Below are 16,949 nucleotides of genomic sequence, written 5' to 3' on the forward strand. Positions count from 1 at the left end.
GCCAAGCGGCAAGCCTTTTTTTATCGCCGTGATTATCAGATTAGATAAAGCGTACTTTCGTCACTTCTTTAATGGCTGACAGTACGAATGTCGGTAGTGCCGAGCCTAACGCAATCACCGCTAAGTGTGTCATCTCTAGTGCTTCTGTGCCAAAGACTAGCTGACCAAACCCTGTATATACAACGCTGAGTGACAAGATAGCTGAAGTCGCTACAGCACCTAACAGGTATTTGTTAGTAAACGGATTTTTACGGAACAATGTGGTGAATGAACGACAATCGAACAGGTGCCACAGTTGAGCAAAAATCAGTGTCATGAACGCCATTGTTTGCGCATAGTTAGCCGAATAACCACCATCGAGTGCCCAAGCGAATGCTACGTAGCTTAGTGCACCTAACGCCAGACCACGTGTAATAATACGCTGACCTAGACCGTCGGAAAAGAAACCTTCGTTACGCTTACGTGGCGCTCGCTCCATTAGGTCACCTTCTTCTGGCTCAACACCCAGTGCTAGCGCAGGAAGACCATCAGAAACTAGGTTTACCCATAGAATCATTAATGGAGTTAGTGGCAGAATGGCTTCCGGGCCCATTAGCAAGAATGCAAACAGAATAACCGAGATTTCACCAACATTAGCCGTCAACTCCTGTCGGATAAACTTACGCAAGTTATCAAAGATTTGACGACCTTGACGAACCGCTTTTACAATGGTGCTGAAGTTATCATCAAGTAGAATTAGGTCACCAGAATCTTTTGCTACCGATGTACCAGTAATACCCATTGCTACACCGATATCTGCACGACGAAGTGCTGGCGCATCGTTCACACCGTCGCCTGTCATCGCAGCAACTTCATTGTTCACTTGCTGTGCTTTTACAATACGTAGCTTATGCTCAGGTGATACTCGTGCAAATACAGCAACGTCTGGACAGATAGCTTGTAGCTTCTCATCATCCATTGCATCTAATTCTGCACCGGTAACAACACGGTCTTTGTCACTGCGGATAATACCGATTTCACGTGCAATCGCAGCCGCTGTTACTGCGTGGTCACCCGTGATCATAACGGTACGAACACCAGCGTTGTAACACTGCTCTACAGCAAGTTTCACTTCTGGACGTGGTGGATCCATGATGCCGTAAACGCCAAGAATAGTAACGTCTTTCTCTAGATCAGCAGGTTCTTTATTTAGCTCATCTTCACGCAATTCACGAATACCAACAGCAAGAGTACGTAGTGCATCTTTACCGAAGTTCTCGATCGCCGCTTCAAAGTTAGCTACATAGTCAGCAGAAGCAACGTTATCTAGCGCTAAGTTTCCATCCGTCTGCGCAGATGCAGCAGCCGTAGGCACACCATTAATCATAAAGCCAGTAGAGTGACGTAGTACCACATCTGGCGCACCTTTAAGTGCTAGGAAGTGCTTACCGTCTGGGCCTTTAACGATCACAGAAGCCATTTTACGTGTTGAATCAAATGGGAATTTCTCAACAATCGAATAGCCACCACTTGATAGCATCTCAGTTTGGTTTAGGCCCGCTTTTGCTGCAGCGACAATCAATGCGCCTTCAGTCGGGTTTCCGCGCACTGAATATTTACCATTGTCTTGAATGTACTCTGCATCATTACACAGTGTTGCGACGACAAGACCTTGCATCATTGCTGGACTTTGTGTCGCAGCGACATCATGACCGATTGGGTTAAAGCTACCTTTTGGATCAAAACCTTTACCAGAAACTTCCCAGTAATGACCTTCCGCATCATACGCTTTCATTACCTGCATCTGGTTTTGAGTCAATGTACCTGTTTTATCTGAACAGATAACGGTTGTTGAACCCAAAGTCTCAATCGCTGCTAACTGCTTAGCCAAAGCGTTGCTCTTGACCATTTTGGTTGAACCCATCGTCAATACGATAGTTACAACCGTTGGTAGACCTTCAGGGATAGCGGCAACTGACAGCGAAATACCCGTAGTTAGGATATCTAACCAAGGCATGCCGTGGTACAAACCAATGGCACAGACGACAGCAACAACCGATAGACCTGCAATCAATAGCATTTTAGCGATGGTGTCCATACGCTCTTGCATTGGTGTTTTAGTCTCTTCAGTGTTAGCCATCATATCAGCAATATGACCCACCTCAGTTTTCATGCCTGTCGCAGTAACAACACCTAAACCTGTGCCTGTGGTCACGATAGTCGTCATGAAGCCCATGTTCTTCTGGTCACCCAAACCAACAGTCGCATCATCAATCGTTGCAACCATCTTATCAACAGGTTCAGATTCCCCCGTCAATGCAGCTTCATCGATACCAAGGCGGTTTGACTCAAGAATCCTCACATCAGCAGGTAAGATATCACCGGTGCTGATCTTGATAATATCACCAGGAACGAGGTCGCGGGCTGGCACATTAAGCCACTCACTATCTCTTAATACTTGTGCTGTTGGCGCCGCCATCTCTTTAAGCGCTTCCATGCCTTTCTGTGCTTTGTATTCTTGCCAAAATGCAATACAGGCATTAATGAAAATGATGGCGGTAATCGCAACGGCATCAACGGTGTGGCCGGTAAAGAACGATACTAACGCGCCCACGGCAAGGATAAAGATCAATGGGTTTTGGAACTGATGCATAAACAGCTTCCAAGCTGGCGTGCTGTCTTGCGCTTGCAGTTCGTTGTACCCGTACTTTTCAATACGCGCCGTCGCTTCTTCGCTACTTAGTCCTGACTCAATCGATGAGCTTTGTTGCGCTAGTGTCTCTTCTGTTGAGACTACAAACCATTTTTGGGTCATCTCTTTACTCCATAAAACTTAATCAACCAACGGCTCTGTTTATTCGTATTAATATCACCAGCAGAGCTTTGGCTGCGGCCACTGAGCCAATATCGTTAAACAGATATCAACATATGACCGCATTAACATGGAGAATACGTTACCGAAGGAATTTTCTTAGTGCGCTATTTTTAGGTATTCGGCTAACGCATACAGGCTCAATCCTTGATATAGATCAAATTTAATATCGACAGGAAATGCCATTTTGCACATATATTGCTACAGAATGTAACCAATAGATCGGTTTTTCAGAATAAATCGAGCATAAAAACGGAATATATAGACTTGTTAAGAAAAAAGCCCGCAATTCGCAGGCTCAATAACAAAATTAGAAATTGTTTAAAAAAGTAACATTACACGGGATTGTCGATATCTTGGTGGATGACATCCAAGCCAAGATCCTTGCCTAATCGCTCACCCAAAGCTTGAATACCATAACGTTCAGTAGCGTGGTGTCCGGCAGCAAAGAAATCAATTCCAAGCTCTCGGGCAGAATGTGTTGTGCGCTCTGACACCTCACCAGAAATAAAGGCATCTAACCCCGCTTCAGCGGCAGTATCGATAAAATCTTGCCCCCCTCCCGTACACCACCCCACTTGTTGAATTAGTCGATGAGGATCCGCGCTCAAATGCAATGGTTGCCTTGCCAGTACTTTACCGATAATGTCAGCAAACTGTGCCGCTGGAAGTGGTGGGTTTAGCTCGCCTCTCGCAATCAATGCACACGGATTATCCGGCTCTAGTGTAGAGATATTATCAAGCCCTAATAAGTGACCTAACTGCGCGTTATTGCCTATATCTGGGTGAGCATCTAGCGGTAAGTGATAAGCATAGAGGTTTATATCATGCTTAATTAAGGCTTGGATGCGACGATACTTCACTCCACGTAACGAAGGCGGTTCACCTTTCCAAAAAAAGCCATGATGAACAATTAAGGCGTCAACGCCTTCTTCAACTGCTCGGTCAATTAGTGCTTGGCTAGCCGTAACACCGGTCATAACACGCTGTACTTCAGCTTTGCCTTCCACTTGCAGACCGTTAGGTGCATAGTCTTTAAAAAGGTGAGTACTCAGCAGCGTGTTCAGCCACTTCTCTAACGCCAAATGATTCATAACCTATACCTGTAATTATCTTTGTTTGCGTATAGTATCGTTTTAGAAACAAGAACAGCAACCCGAGGGTTGCTGTCTGTTAATAAATCATTGAATCAATCAGAACAATTCACGTCCATTCTTCTCTGACTCTTTTAACCATACAGGCTTATTACTGGTTTTGTGCCACATACGATGAAGATAGCTATAAAACGCTGAACGCTTACCCATCACTGCCACCACAGGGAATGAAAAAACACCAGCAAAAACCACAAAACAGCGCCGCATGATAATGTTATGCAATGGATAAACTTGATACATACTTTGCCTCAATCGAAAATAAACTCGTGATACCATATCGCCAAATGAGCAAATTTACTACACTTACAAGCCAAATAGTGCGTTTTTTCATCTAATTTAGCCCGTACTGCCCTTTAACTGAATCGCTTTGACAATATGCTGATATCAACTGAACACAAAAGAAACAGTCAATCACTAGCTTCGTTACCTTTTCTATGTCATTGCCCAAATGAAGAGGGATTTGAGGCGACCTTTTTAGACTTAATACTCAAGTCCAACATACAGCAACCTTACAATGGCGGTACGCGTTTAGGGCTTTATTATCAATGGTTAGTCAGTGAAACACTCAAAGCCTCATCATCCTATCAAGTGCTAGCCGAAGAGCTGCAAATCATACAATCAGGTCGAACCATTGGCGCACTCGATTTTCTACTGCACAACCAACGCTCAAACCAGATCGAGCATTGGGAGGTCGCGATCAAATTCTATTTACACTATCAAGGTAAGTGGCTAGGCCCAAACGCACATGACCAATTAGATAAAAAGTATCACCATATGCGCGATAAGCAATTGGGCCTCACTCTACACCCCGCCTATAAGGAGCAATATGGCGAGAAGCTCGGACGCGCTCAAAAGCATCGCCTAATCATGCAAGGTATCTTATTTCACCATATCGATGAATCACCACCGCCATTGCCACAATGGATAAACCCAAATGTTTATCAAGCCTGCTGGGCATACTATGATCAAGTTACCCCATCTCAGTGGCAAAAGCTGGACAAAATGCAGTGGATTGCTCCGCCGTTGTTTACCGGTTCTAATTTACAACTCAGCGATGATGTTAAACCTGCTCAATGCATTAACCAAGGTGGTGAACGACTTTTTATCATGCCAAGAACATGGCCTAGAGTGACATTTCAGCAATAAAAAAAGCCGCTAAAATAGCAGCTTTTCTCTTTTCGTGTCTTAACGAGAATTAAAGACCAGCGTTAGCAAATACCTGATTCACAATGTCTTGCGCTTCTTTCTCGAGCAACTTTAAGTGTTCTTTGCCTTTGAAGCTCTCACAATAAATCTTATAAATATCTTCCGTACCTGAAGGACGAGCAGCAAACCATCCTGCATCCGTCGTCACTTTTAGTCCGCCAATGGCGGCACCATTACCAGGTGCATGCGTTAAACGCGCTGTGATCGGATCGCCTGCTAATGTGTCAGCAGTCACCATCTCTGCCGACATTTTCTTCAATACCGCTTTTTGCTCACTGTTTGCAACGGCTTGCAGACGGTTATATTGAGACTCACCGTGTTGAGCAGCGAGCTTTTCATAGTATTGCTGCGGATTTAGCCCCGTGACTGCGGTGATCTCTGCGGCCAATAAGCACAGCAAAATACCATCTTTATCTGTTGCCCACGGTGTTCCATCTTTCCTTAAAAAAGATGCGCCAGCACTCTCTTCCCCACCAAAACCAAATTCACCTCGGTATAGGCCATCAACAAACCATTTAAAGCCAACTGGCACTTCTTTTAGATCACGCCCCAAATCAGCGACCACACGATCAATTAATGCACTCGAAACCAAGGTCTTACCAACGGCGACATCCCGACTCCATTCTGGGCGGTGACGGAATAGATAATCGATGCAGACAGCTAAATAATGGTTGGGGTTCATCAGGCCCGCTGGTGTCACAATACCATGACGATCGAAATCAGGATCATTACCAAAGGCTAGATCATAATTATCTTTATGTGCAAGCAGGCCTGCCATCGCATAGGGTGATGAACAGTCCATACGCACAGCACCATCTTTGTCTAATGACATAAAACGGAATGATGGATCAATACTCTCATCAACTAGGGTCAAATCAAGATCGTAATATTTTGCAATCTGACGCCAATAATCGATGCCGGAACCACCCAACGGATCAACCCCTATTTTGAGTTCAGCATTTTGAATGGCCTTTATATCGACCACGTTTGCTAAATCCTCAACATAAGGTTGAACCAGCTCTTTTTCAATCACCAACGGCGATTGGCGTGCTTGTGCAATTGGCATTCTTTTCACTGCAGAAAGGCCATCTGCAATAATTTGATTCGCACGCGCTTCGATGGCATCAGTTAATTCGGCTTCTGCAGGTCCACCATGAGGAGGATTATACTTGATGCCCCCATCCTGCGGTGGATTATGCGATGGTGTAATAACAATACCATCGGCTTTAGTTGAAGATGTTTTGTTGTAACAAAGAATGGCATGTGAAATGCCAGGTGTTGGTGTAAAGCCGTTATTCTCTTGAATAATAACGGTCACTCCATTAGCAACAAGGACTTCTAATGACGAGATAAATGCAGGTTCTGAAAGCGCGTGCGTATCCTTACCCAAAAACAGTGGTCCGGTAATACAATGCTCAGCACGAACATCAGCAACGGCCTGAGCGATTGCCCAAATGTGATGTTGATTAAATGTGCCTTTATCCGCGCAGCCACGGTGCCCAGAAGTACCAAATTGGACACGCTGAGAAACAGCATCTGCACGAGGTTCAATTAAAAAATAGTTAGAAACTAAAGCGGGAATATTATGCATATCTTCCTGCTGGGCACGTTGCCCAGCGCGAGGATGAATAGCCATATCACAGATCCTTGTATAAAAAGCAAAATGCCAACAATGTTTTAAATTACACCGCACACCTTTTCGACAATATCACTACTGAATTGCATACGATCCATCAGCTGTTCTACCATCTGGCGTTTACGGCCAGTATTCGTATTGGTGATAACCCAAAATGGGGTACTCGGGATCACCTTTGGTTTGGTTGTTTTACCACTCGCTAGTAACGTCTCTTCATCTGAGGCAAAGTAAACGCGGGTACGACCTTTGATTGCAGCAGCATCTGAAAAACCTTGAGGGTCGACACGATACAAAGCTGACAAAATCAACATAAAGCGGCCAATGGCTCTATCTTCTTTAGCAAGCTCATCAGAGATCAATAAAGATCGCATCTCTTTCGTACGATCAATATCATCCGATTTCCCTGCATCCTTACTGACAACAATGCCTTGCGGCACAGATTGCTCTACGGTTCGCTCAACGGTACGTTCCGGCTGAGGCTGAGGCTGTAGCAGTAAGCGACGGAGAATATCTGATGCACTTTCACCAATATGCTGAGTCTGACTTGCAATGTAACGGTATAACTCTTCGTCTACCTCAATCGTTTTCATTTTGTTATTCATTGTCGTTCCATTCAACTAACTGGGGGCGATTATAACGCGTAACATCGTTATACTCTACGTCTAACATCAAAACCAGCAGAGAAAGATCCATGCAGTTACATTACAAAGTGGAAGGTAAAGGAAAACCGATCTTGCTAATACATGGCCTGTTTGGCAGCTTATCTAATCTTAGTCTTCTGGCTAAAGCACTCAGCAGTGAATACGAAGTGATCTCTATTGATCTTCGTAACCACGGTTTATCGCCCCATAGTGATCTCCATACCTACAATGCGATGGCAGAAGATATCTTAACGCTTGTAGAACTGCTTTGTTTAGACCAAGTCATTCTTATTGGTCACTCTATGGGCGGTAAAGTCGCCATGAAATTTGCCGAGCGTTGCCCAGAGAAAGTGAGTCACTTGGTGGTATTAGATATTGCCCCTGTCAGCTATTTTAAAGGCCGACATGACAATGTATTTGCCGGAATCAACGAAGTCTCTGCCTATTCAAATACCATCACTAAGCGCTCAGAAGCTGACAGTTATCTCGCCATGCATGTCATTGATCCTAGTGTAAGACAATTTATACTTAAATCATTAAAACGAAGCGGTGATCACTTCAAGTGGCAATTCAATGCAGCGAGTCTACTGCATAACTACCAGCACATCATGCAATGGGAGATGGTCACACCGTTTAATGGTAATACACTGTTTATTAAAGGGGAGAATTCTGAGTATATCTTACCTGAATACCGCGACGTCATAATGCAGCAATACCCCCGCGCAAAAGCGCATGTCGTCGCCAATACTGGACATTGGTTACACGCAGAAAAGCCAGCTGCCGTTGTTAGAACCATCACGCGATTCTTGGGGAACAATTAACAGCTCCGACTGAACATGCTACTATTTGTCACCTGCCAAAATATAGGATAACAGGTATGTTTTACGAGCACATGGAACTGCTTGAAGCGATCGGATTGGATCTTCTCTTTGCGGCCATCTTTTTCTTTATTGGCATGGCCATACGAGATGTTTTAGCCCAAGCAAATGTTCCCCCATTCGGGAGGAAAATTGTGTGGCTCGTCCTATTTCTTGGCTGTGCAGGCTTCATCGCCAAAGGAATGATTCAAATATTCTGGGAAGGCATTGGGATTTAATGGACAAAAGTCGAACAATCAACCCATATTCACCTTTGTTCCAGAACACTTTAACACCATCTTAGGTTACAATAAGCACATCTCGTTAGACCTAAACGCGGTATGTTTCCGCAACGAATGTAACCTATTAGAATAATTTAACAGGTAATAAATATGGCAAGCGTTGGACTTTTTTTTGGTAGTGACACTGGCAACACAGAAGCTGTTGCCAAAATGATTCAAAAGCAGCTAGGGAAAAGCCTGGTTGACGTAAAAGACATAGCAAAAAGCAGCAAAGAAGATATCGATAACTTTGATCTTCTACTGATCGGCATTCCTACTTGGTATTATGGTGAAGCGCAATGCGACTGGGATGATTTCTTCCCTGAATTGGAAGCGATTGACTTCTCAACCAAGCTTGTTGCAATTTTTGGCTGTGGTGATCAAGAAGACTATGCAGAGTACTTCTGCGATGCCATGGGTACCGTACGCGATATCATTGAAGCGAAAGGCGGTACTATCGTTGGTCAAACATCAACAGAAGGTTATGAGTTTGAGGCATCAAAAGCGCTTGCTGATGACGATCAGTTCATCGGCTTATGTATTGATGAAGATCGCCAGCCAGAACTCACTGAAGAGCGCGTTAACAACTGGTGCAAGCAATTATTCGACGAGATGTGTCTTGCTGAATTAGCTGACTAATCTACGCCTAAAAAACGCGCTAAACAGCGCGTTTTTTTACAAACAGCAATGGCATTAATATCCTAATGTCCCTAATTAACCTCATCCCATACATCTAACCTCTCCTCTTGCTATGCTTACAGTACGAAAATAATTACAACAACATTTTCGTTACAATGCGGCCGTTTTCACTAATCTACCAACAAACCACTAGAATCAAGGTTTATTGTTGTGTCGGGGTCGAATATAATGGCAGTAATATAAATGACTACTGCGACGGGATCGCAGCTAGCGCACAGGAACGTTAAATGTCAGATAATAACCAAGCACTTAAGCAGGCAGGTTTAAAAGTTACACTTCCCCGCCTTAAAATTCTGGAGCTTCTGCAAGAACCGGATTGCCAGCATATTAGTGCTGAGGACCTGTACAAAAAGCTTCTTGATATTGGTGAAGAGATCGGACTGGCGACTGTATATCGTGTTTTAAACCAATTCGATGATGCAGGTATCGTCACTCGACATCATTTTGAGGGCGGAAAATCTGTTTTTGAACTCGCCAGCCAAAAACACCACGACCATTTAGTTTGTCTGGATTGTGGTAAGGTTATTGAATTTTCTGATGAAATAATTGAAAAACGTCAGCGTGAAATTGCCGCTTCGTTTAATGTTCGTCTGACCAATCATAGCCTATATCTTTACGGTAATTGCCTCGATGGCGATTGTAAAGAAGATGAAGATGCACACAATCAACAGAAATAAAAAAAAACCAGCCAATAGGCTGGTTTTTTTTACTTTGATACTAAACGCTTAATCGCCAATTTTAGCCCAAGTGTCACGCAGGCCAACCGTGCGGTTAAATACCAAGGCATCTTGCTTCGAATCTTTGCTATCTACACAGAAGTAACCGGTACGCTCAAACTGAAACGCTTGCTCCGCTTCCGCTTCAACTAAAGACGGCTCAACCACCCCTTGCTTAATCGTTAGAGAGTCTGCGTTAATCACTGACACAAAGTCATCCGCTGCTGCTGGGTTTGGCACCGTAAACAAACGATCATATAAACGAACTTCAGCAGGTACACCAGCTTCAGCTGAAACCCAATGTATTACGCCTTTTACTTTGCGGCCATCCGCAGGGTTTTTGCCCAGAGTTTCGCTATCGTAACTACAGTAAATCGTCTCTACATTACCGTCTGCATCTTTTTCAATACGCTCGGCTTTGATCACATATGCACCGCGAAGTCGCACTTCTTTCCCTAACACGAGACGCTTATACTTCTTATTGGCCTCTTCACGGAAGTCGTCACGCTCAATATAGACCTCACGGCTAAATGGAACATGACGCGTCCCCATCTCCGGCTTGTTTGGGTGGTTAGCAACCTCAAGCTGCTCGATATCACCAGCAAAGTTTTCAATAACCACTTTAATCGGATCAAGAACCGCCATCGCACGCGGAGCACTTTCGTTCAAATCATCACGAATACAAGACTCTAACGAGCTCATCTCAATGGTGTTCTCTTGTTTTGTCACCCCAATACGTTGACAAAACTCACGAATAGATGCTGATGTGAAGCCACGACGACGCAAACCGGATATCGTTGGCATACGTGGGTCATCCCATCCTGATACCAAGTTTTCCGTTACTAGCTGGTTTAACTTACGCTTAGACATCACCGTATATTCTAGGTTTAGACGACTAAACTCATATTGGCGCGGCTGGCAATCGATGGTAATGTTTTCAAGCACCCAATCGTATAAACGGCGGTTGTCTTGGAACTCCAACGTACACAAAGAGTGAGTAATACCTTCTAATGCATCAGAGATACAGTGTGTAAAGTCGTACATTGGATAGATGCACCACTTATCACCAGTTTGATGATGGTGAGCAAAACGCACACGATAAAGTACCGGATCGCGCATCACCATAAATGGCGACGCCATATCAATTTTCGCACGTAAACACGCGGTACCTTCTTCAAAACCGCCATCGCGCATTTTTTCAAATAGCGCTAAGTTCTCTTCAACGCTGCGCTCTCGGTATGGGCTATGTTTACCAGGCTGCGTTAATGTGCCGCGATACTGGCGGATCTCTTCGGGATTAAGCTCTTCTACATAAGCTAAGCCTTTTTTAATCAACTCAACAGCATAGCCATAAAGCTGGTCAAAATAATTCGATGAATAGCAAATATCACCGTCCCATTGGAAACCTAACCAGCGTACATCGTTCTTGATCGACTCAACGTATTCGATATCTTCTTTTTCTGGGTTAGTATCATCAAAACGCAAGTTACATTGGCCTTGATAGTCTTGCGCGATACCAAAGTTCAAACAGATCGACTTCGCATGTCCGATATGTAAGTAACCATTCGGCTCTGGCGGAAAACGAGTATGTACGTTGTTATGTTTGCCACTGTCTAAATCCGTATCAATAATGTTACGGATAAAGTTGGTTGGACGAGCATCAGAGTCACTCATCAAATACACCTCACGTGTGATTCAGTCTTAAATAGCGATAATTGCCTATCGTCCCAAATAATAGCGATGGACACAACTATTAGAGGCAGTTTCGAGCCTATCTGGATAAAAAAAACCCGCCAACGGCGGGATAAAGAAAATTTAGGCAATCATACCGAAAGCCAAAAACACAACATTCACTCAGGAATAGACGATTTATCAAAGTTAAACTTAGCAGTTGTCTTTGATCTGAAGTTGTCTCTACTTCGTTAAAGCGGGGGTAACGACACTCATGCCTATCATCTCGCTTCTTTATAGAGACGTTATCACCTCCCTATAAAGAAGCGGTCTCTTAATGAGACCGCCAGACTATCTGTCAGCTATTACTCAGCTGGGATATTCTTCATTTCACCTGCAATGATTTCAGCAAGTGGACCAAGAATAACTTGTAGGTTGTTATCACCTAGTTTAACAACACCTTTCGCGCCCAGTTTCTTAAGCTCTGCTTCGTTAGCTAAAGAACGGTCTTTTAGCGTTAAGCGTAGACGTGTAATACAAGCATCAATGTTTGTTAGGTTATCACGACCGCCAAGTGCTCTTAGGTACTCACGGGCTAGGTCACCGTTTTCAACATTGGTCGCACCAACTTCAACTTCCTCGTCTTCACGACCTGGAGACTTAAGGTTGAATGCACGGATTGCAAAACTAAAGGTAAAGAAGTAAAGCGCACCAAATGCTAGGCCAATCATCAGTAGAGTAAATGGCTTAGTTGCTAGACCCCAGTTCAATACAAAGTCAATTAGACCTGCCGAGAAACCAAAGCCGTGTAGCGTGCCAAACATATTAGCAACAACAAGAGACAGACCCGTGAACACTGCGTGCATTGCATATAGTGCAGGTGCCAAGAAGACAAACATGAACTCTAGAGGCTCTGTAATGCCCGTTAGGAACGAACAGAATGCAACCGAGAACAGTGCGCCACCAACTTGTGCACGACGGTGAGCTGGCGCTGCTAGGTACATTGCAAGTGCCGCACCTGGAAGACCAAACATCATTACTGGGAAGAAACCAGCCATGAATACCCCGGCAGTTGGGTCACCCGCGAAGAAGCGGTTAAGGTCGCCCGTTGCACCTTGGAATTCGCCCAAGCCGAACCAGAAGTACGAGTTAAGTACATGGTGTAGACCAACAGGGATCAAACCACGGTTCAATGTACCGTAAACGAATTGACCAATTGCACCTGATTCAGATACTGCATGACCGAATGCATCTATACCTGACTGGATAGAAGGCCATACAAAACCAGCAACAGCACCAACCGCAAGCGCGATAAGGCCGGCCATAATAGGCACTAAACGCTTCCCGGCAAAGAATGCAAGAAACTCTGGCAAACGGGTATTATAAAATTTGTTGTATGAGTGGCCTGCAATAACACCAGCGACAATACCGCCAAAGAATGACATATTAATATCAGCGTTAATGTTTGTTGCTGTGGCGGTCAATACAAAGAATGACACTGCACCAGCAAGACCTGCTGCACCTGATCCATCATGTGACAAGCCAATTGCGATACCCAAACCAAATAGTAACGGTAGCTGGTCAAAAATTGCTCCACCTGCTGTCGCCATAAATGGAATGCCTAATAAATCAGGCTGACCCAGACGTAGCAATAGTGCTGCAACTGGAAGTACTGCGATAGGAAGCATTAATGCTTTACCTAGTTTTTGAAGATACCCAAGAATATTCACCTTTCATTCCCCCTGTGTGGTTTCTTAGATTTTTAGCCGATAACTTTTTTTTGTTATCCGATTAAGTCACCTGCAGTGTATTCTTTTAATTTCGCCCCGCAAATTAAAACCTCCCTAAATGTGATCATTATCACCAGAACCAACCAAATAGCGATGATTTTGCTAGCCAGATCATAAAACTTATTTTATGATTCAAATTAATCAGAAAGGACACCATGATCCGATATCAATTTCTATGTAAGAGGTATTACCGTGAGACTAATCCCGTTATCTAAATCAGCAGACGTAGGCCTTTGGTCAGCTCGATACATTGCAGATAGAATCAATGCTTATCAACCAACTGCTGAACGCCCATTCATTCTTGGCCTGCCAACTGGTGGCACACCACTCGCTACTTATAAGCGCCTTATCGAGCTTTATAATCAAGGCGAAGTAAGCTTTAAACACGTGGTCACATTCAATATGGATGAGTACATTGGCATTCCTGCAGATCACCCTGAGTCATACCGCAGTTTCATGTATAATAACTTCTTCAATCACGTTGATATTCAAGAGGAAAATATTAACCTCCTCAACGGAAATGCTGAAGATATCACCGTCGAGTGTCAACGCTATGAAGAGAAGATCAAATCTTATGGTCGCATTCATCTCTTTATGGGCGGTGTTGGTAATGATGGTCATATCGCTTTTAATGAACCAGCATCTTCACTTGCTTCTCGCACTCGCATCAAAACATTAACAGAAGACACGCGAATCGCTAACTCGCGCTTCTTTGACGGTGATATCAACCAAGTACCAAAATATGCGCTAACCATTGGTGTTGGCACGTTGCTTGACTCAGAAGAAATCATGATACTTGTTACCGGTCACGGTAAAGCACAAGCATTAGAAGCTGCTGTTGAAGGCTCAGTTAACCACCTTTGGACTGTCTCGGCACTTCAGCTACACCCTAAGTCTTTAATTGTTTGTGATGAGCCTGCAACACAAGAGCTTAAAGTTAAAACTGTAAAATACTTCCAAGAACTGGAAGCTGATAATATTAATAACATTTAAGGATAATTCCATGTACGCGCTGACCCAATGCCGAATCTACACCGGTAGCGATGTGCTGGATGACCACGCCGTTCTAGTGGACGGTGGTCTTATCCACTCAATCGTTAAACACGATGAGCTACCGCCGAACACACAAGTTATTGACTTACAAGGGGCCAACATTAGCCCTGGCTTTATCGATTTACAGCTAAATGGCTGTGGTGGTGTAATGCTCAATGACGAAATCACCGCAGAAACGATGCAAACAATGCATCGCGCAAACCTAAAATCTGGCTGTACTAGCTTTTTGCCAACGTTGATCACGTCATCTGACGAAGACATGAAAGCAGCGATCGCCGCTACGCGTGAATATCAAAGCCAATACGCGAACCATTCTCTGGGTCTACATTTAGAAGGACCTTATCTCAACGTATTGAAAAAAGGCATTCATAGCACCGATTATATCCGCCGTTCTAACGACGCTATGATTGATTATATCTGTGACAATGCCGATGTCGTTGCTAAGGTGACCCTTGCTCCAGAACAAACGCCAGCAGAGCACATTGAAAAACTCGCTACCGCTGGTGTTGTTGTGTCTGCAGGCCATACCAATGCCACTTACAAAGAAGCACGTAAAGGATTTGATGCCGGAATCAGTTTCGCGACGCATTTATTCAATGCTATGACACCAATGATGGGGCGAGAGCCCGGCATGGTTGGTGCTATCTATGACTCTCCTGATGTCTATGCTGGTGTGATCGCTGACGGCTATCATGTTGACTATGCAAACATTCGTATCGCACAAAAATTGAAAGGTGACAAGCTGGTTTTAGTGACCGATGCCACAGCTCCAGCAGGTGCTGATATGGATCACTTTATTTTTGTCGGCAAGAAAGTATATTACCGAGATGGGAAGTGTGTTGATGAAAATGGCACACTTGGTGGATCAGCACTAACAATGATTGAAGCAGTTCAAAATTGTGTTGAACATGCAGGCATCGCATTGGACGAAGCTCTACGAATGGCAACGCTCTATCCAGCACGCGCTATTGGTACCGACAATAAACTCGGTATGCTCAAAAAAGGCCATGTGGCCAACATGACTATTTTTGATCGTAACTTCACTGTTCTTGCGACAATCGTCAACGGCGAATACGAGAAAAATTAATGAAGAATGGCGGACAAATAGGTAACGTAGATTTAGTAAAGCAGCTCAACAGTGCAGCGGTTTACCGCTTGATTGACCAGCAAGGGCCGATATCTCGAATCCAAGTCGCTGAAGTCAGTCAACTTGCACCTGCGAGTGTTACCAAAATCACCCGCCAATTATTGGAGCGCGGTCTCATCAAAGAGGTCGCGCAACAAGCTTCAACCGGGGGACGAAGAGCCATTTCACTCACAACAGAGTCGTCTCCCTTTCATGCCGTCTGTGTTCGAATTGGACGAAACTATATTGATATCACGTTATATGATCTCAGCGGCAAAGCCCTACAAAGCAGTAGCGACAAATTTAATTACATAGACAGTCATGAACTCGTAAATGGGGTTATTGCTCGAATTCAAGATTTTATCGAGCAACATCAACACAATATTATAGAGCTCGTCGCGATTGGTGTAACCCTACCCGGCCTTATCAACCCAGAAACAGGCATTGTTGAGTACATGCCAAATATTCGAGTTGATCGTCTTTCTTTAGGCGAAGAGCTCAAAGAGGTCTTTGGCGTGACCTCGTTTGTGGGCAATGATATTAGGGCGTTAGCATTAGCAGAGCACTACTTTGGTGCAAGCAAAGACTGTCATGACTCTATTTTGGTTAGTGTTCATAATGGTACTGGTGCGGGTATTATCGTTAATGGTCAAGTTTTCCTTGGTCATAATCGAAATGTTGGCGAAATCGGTCACATTCAAATCGATCCTCTTGGAGATAAGTGCCAATGTGGTAATTTTGGTTGCCTAGAAACCGTTGCAGCCAACCCTGCCATTATTGCTCAAGTAGAAAAGGCGCTCGCACAAGGCTTTGCCAGTGAGCTTCAATCTCACGAGAACATAACTATCGCAGGGGTTTGCCAAGCCGCAAATAATGGCGATGAACTTGCTAAACAAGTACTTGTTAAAGTTGGAAACCATCTGGGAAAAGCACTTGCAATCACCATCAACTTGTTTAACCCGCAGAAAATTATCTTAGCTGGTGAAATCACAGAGGCAAAAGAGTTATTGTTTCCTGCAATTAAACGCTGCATCCATACACAATCGCTAAGCAATTTTAACCAGAACCTAGAAATTGCAACCTCAGACTTATACGGTCAACGAACGATCGGCTCTTTCTCCATCATAAAACGTGCCATGCTTAATGGAGTCTTATTGCAAAAAATGCTCGAATCACCAAGCAAATAACGTTCTTTCATTAGCATAAAGAGCCGCCAATTCTTTGCCTCTTTATGCTATAGTTCCTGCCGCACCTAGGTGCTATAAGTG

15 protein-coding genes are annotated in these 16,949 nt (G+C 44.1%); 8 read left to right on the forward strand and 7 right to left on the reverse strand.

The window, feature by feature from the left end; genetic code table 11:
- Positions 1 to 40 precede the first annotated feature (40 nt).
- The 3 genes from ACKLNH_RS01965 to ACKLNH_RS01975 all read right to left on the reverse strand — a co-directional run bounded on the left by ACKLNH_RS01965 (position 41) and on the right by ACKLNH_RS01975 (position 4,245).
- On the reverse strand, positions 41 to 2,794 hold the full coding sequence (locus tag ACKLNH_RS01965) for a cation-translocating P-type ATPase (RefSeq protein WP_413110548.1): 2,754 nt from the start codon (positions 2,792 to 2,794) through the stop codon (positions 41 to 43).
- 392 nt (positions 2,795 to 3,186) lie between these two features.
- The gene (locus ACKLNH_RS01970) at positions 3,187 to 3,945 is read right to left on the reverse strand and encodes a Nif3-like dinuclear metal center hexameric protein (RefSeq protein ID WP_413110549.1); all 759 of its coding nucleotides are present in this window, start codon (positions 3,943 to 3,945) and stop codon (positions 3,187 to 3,189) included.
- A 99-nt stretch (positions 3,946 to 4,044) separates the two neighbouring features.
- Positions 4,045 to 4,245 (reverse strand): DUF2517 family protein, encoded by a 201-nt coding sequence (locus tag ACKLNH_RS01975; RefSeq protein WP_413110550.1) that lies wholly within the window; start codon positions 4,243 to 4,245, stop codon positions 4,045 to 4,047.
- A 135-nt stretch (positions 4,246 to 4,380) separates the two neighbouring features.
- On the opposite strand from ACKLNH_RS01975, the gene ACKLNH_RS01980 reads away from it, so the two are divergent.
- Positions 4,381 to 5,151, forward strand: a complete 771-nt coding sequence (locus ACKLNH_RS01980; RefSeq protein ID WP_413110551.1) for a DUF1853 family protein — start codon at positions 4,381 to 4,383, stop codon at positions 5,149 to 5,151.
- Positions 5,152 to 5,200: 49 nt separating this feature from the next.
- Here the strand turns inward: ACKLNH_RS01980 and pgm are convergent, their stop codons facing one another.
- Entirely contained in the window at positions 5,201 to 6,847 is a 1,647-nt protein-coding gene (gene pgm / locus ACKLNH_RS01985) for a phosphoglucomutase (alpha-D-glucose-1,6-bisphosphate-dependent) (protein WP_413110552.1), read from the reverse strand.
- 41 nt (positions 6,848 to 6,888) lie between these two features.
- Positions 6,889 to 7,437: a replication initiation negative regulator SeqA gene (gene seqA / locus ACKLNH_RS01990; RefSeq protein ID WP_413110758.1), complete on the reverse strand. Its 549-nt coding sequence runs from the start codon at positions 7,435 to 7,437 to the stop codon at positions 6,889 to 6,891.
- Between the two features lie 101 nt (positions 7,438 to 7,538).
- Here seqA and ACKLNH_RS01995 point away from each other — a divergent pair, with 101 nt between their 5' ends.
- From ACKLNH_RS01995 to fur, 4 genes are all read left to right on the forward strand, one after another.
- Complete coding sequence (locus tag ACKLNH_RS01995) at positions 7,539 to 8,309, forward strand: alpha/beta fold hydrolase (protein WP_413110553.1); 771 nt, start codon at positions 7,539 to 7,541, stop codon at positions 8,307 to 8,309.
- Between the two features lie 56 nt (positions 8,310 to 8,365).
- Positions 8,366 to 8,584, forward strand: coding sequence for a DUF2788 domain-containing protein (locus ACKLNH_RS02000; RefSeq protein WP_413110554.1), 219 nt, complete (start codon positions 8,366 to 8,368; stop codon positions 8,582 to 8,584).
- Between the two features lie 153 nt (positions 8,585 to 8,737).
- On the forward strand, positions 8,738 to 9,265 hold the full coding sequence (gene fldA / locus ACKLNH_RS02005; RefSeq protein ID WP_413110555.1) for a flavodoxin FldA: 528 nt from the start codon (positions 8,738 to 8,740) through the stop codon (positions 9,263 to 9,265).
- Between the two features lie 287 nt (positions 9,266 to 9,552).
- Positions 9,553 to 10,002 carry a ferric iron uptake transcriptional regulator gene (gene fur, locus ACKLNH_RS02010; RefSeq protein ID WP_413110556.1) on the forward strand — a complete coding sequence of 150 codons (450 nt, stop codon included), beginning with the start codon at positions 9,553 to 9,555 and terminating at the stop codon, positions 10,000 to 10,002.
- A 48-nt stretch (positions 10,003 to 10,050) separates the two neighbouring features.
- Here fur and glnS read toward each other — a convergent pair whose 3' ends face one another.
- Positions 10,051 to 11,715, reverse strand: a complete 1,665-nt coding sequence (gene glnS / locus ACKLNH_RS02015) for a glutamine--tRNA ligase (protein WP_413110557.1) — start codon at positions 11,713 to 11,715, stop codon at positions 10,051 to 10,053.
- Positions 11,716 to 12,077: 362 nt separating this feature from the next.
- Complete coding sequence (gene nagE / locus ACKLNH_RS02020; protein WP_413110558.1) at positions 12,078 to 13,442, reverse strand: N-acetylglucosamine-specific PTS transporter subunit IIBC; 1,365 nt, start codon at positions 13,440 to 13,442, stop codon at positions 12,078 to 12,080.
- Between the two features lie 252 nt (positions 13,443 to 13,694).
- On the opposite strand from nagE, the gene nagB reads away from it, so the two are divergent.
- The 3 genes from nagB to nagC are packed head-to-tail and all read left to right on the forward strand — an operon-like array spanning position 13,695 to position 16,868.
- A complete protein-coding gene (gene nagB / locus ACKLNH_RS02025) occupies positions 13,695 to 14,495 on the forward strand; it encodes a glucosamine-6-phosphate deaminase (RefSeq protein WP_413110559.1) in 801 nt (266 codons plus the stop codon).
- A 10-nt stretch (positions 14,496 to 14,505) separates the two neighbouring features.
- Positions 14,506 to 15,642 (forward strand): N-acetylglucosamine-6-phosphate deacetylase, encoded by a 1,137-nt coding sequence (gene nagA, locus ACKLNH_RS02030; protein WP_413110560.1) that lies wholly within the window; start codon positions 14,506 to 14,508, stop codon positions 15,640 to 15,642.
- Positions 15,642 to 16,868: a DNA-binding transcriptional regulator NagC gene (nagC, locus tag ACKLNH_RS02035; protein WP_413110561.1), complete on the forward strand. Its 1,227-nt coding sequence runs from the start codon at positions 15,642 to 15,644 to the stop codon at positions 16,866 to 16,868. The genes nagA and nagC overlap by 1 nt, the downstream gene beginning before the upstream one ends.
- The last annotated feature ends 81 nt before the right edge of the window (positions 16,869 to 16,949 follow it).

Source organism: Thaumasiovibrio clandestinus, assembly GCF_047250365.1.
Lineage (GTDB): Bacteria > Pseudomonadota > Gammaproteobacteria > Enterobacterales > Vibrionaceae > Thaumasiovibrio.

Bases quoted from the DNA above. Each gene is read 5' to 3' on its own strand.
- ACKLNH_RS02000 (WP_413110554.1), top strand. From the start codon at position 8,366: ATGTTTTACGAGCACATGGAACTGCTTGAAGCGATCGGATTGGATCTT.
- fldA (WP_413110555.1), top strand. From the start codon at position 8,738: ATGGCAAGCGTTGGACTTTTTTTTGGTAGTGACACTGGCAACACAGAA.
- ACKLNH_RS01970 (WP_413110549.1), bottom strand. From the start codon at position 3,945: ATGAATCATTTGGCGTTAGAGAAGTGGCTGAACACGCTGCTGAGTACT.
- pgm (WP_413110552.1), bottom strand. From the start codon at position 6,847: ATGGCTATTCATCCTCGCGCTGGGCAACGTGCCCAGCAGGAAGATATG.
- seqA (WP_413110758.1), bottom strand. From the start codon at position 7,437: ATGAAAACGATTGAGGTAGACGAAGAGTTATACCGTTACATTGCAAGT.
- nagC (WP_413110561.1), top strand. From the start codon at position 15,642: ATGAAGAATGGCGGACAAATAGGTAACGTAGATTTAGTAAAGCAGCTC.
- fur (WP_413110556.1), top strand. From the start codon at position 9,553: ATGTCAGATAATAACCAAGCACTTAAGCAGGCAGGTTTAAAAGTTACA.
- ACKLNH_RS01980 (WP_413110551.1), top strand. From the start codon at position 4,381: ATGCTGATATCAACTGAACACAAAAGAAACAGTCAATCACTAGCTTCG.
- nagA (WP_413110560.1), top strand. From the start codon at position 14,506: ATGTACGCGCTGACCCAATGCCGAATCTACACCGGTAGCGATGTGCTG.
- glnS (WP_413110557.1), bottom strand. From the start codon at position 11,715: ATGAGTGACTCTGATGCTCGTCCAACCAACTTTATCCGTAACATTATT.
- ACKLNH_RS01995 (WP_413110553.1), top strand. From the start codon at position 7,539: ATGCAGTTACATTACAAAGTGGAAGGTAAAGGAAAACCGATCTTGCTA.
- ACKLNH_RS01965 (WP_413110548.1), bottom strand. From the start codon at position 2,794: ATGACCCAAAAATGGTTTGTAGTCTCAACAGAAGAGACACTAGCGCAA.
- ACKLNH_RS01975 (WP_413110550.1), bottom strand. From the start codon at position 4,245: ATGTATCAAGTTTATCCATTGCATAACATTATCATGCGGCGCTGTTTT.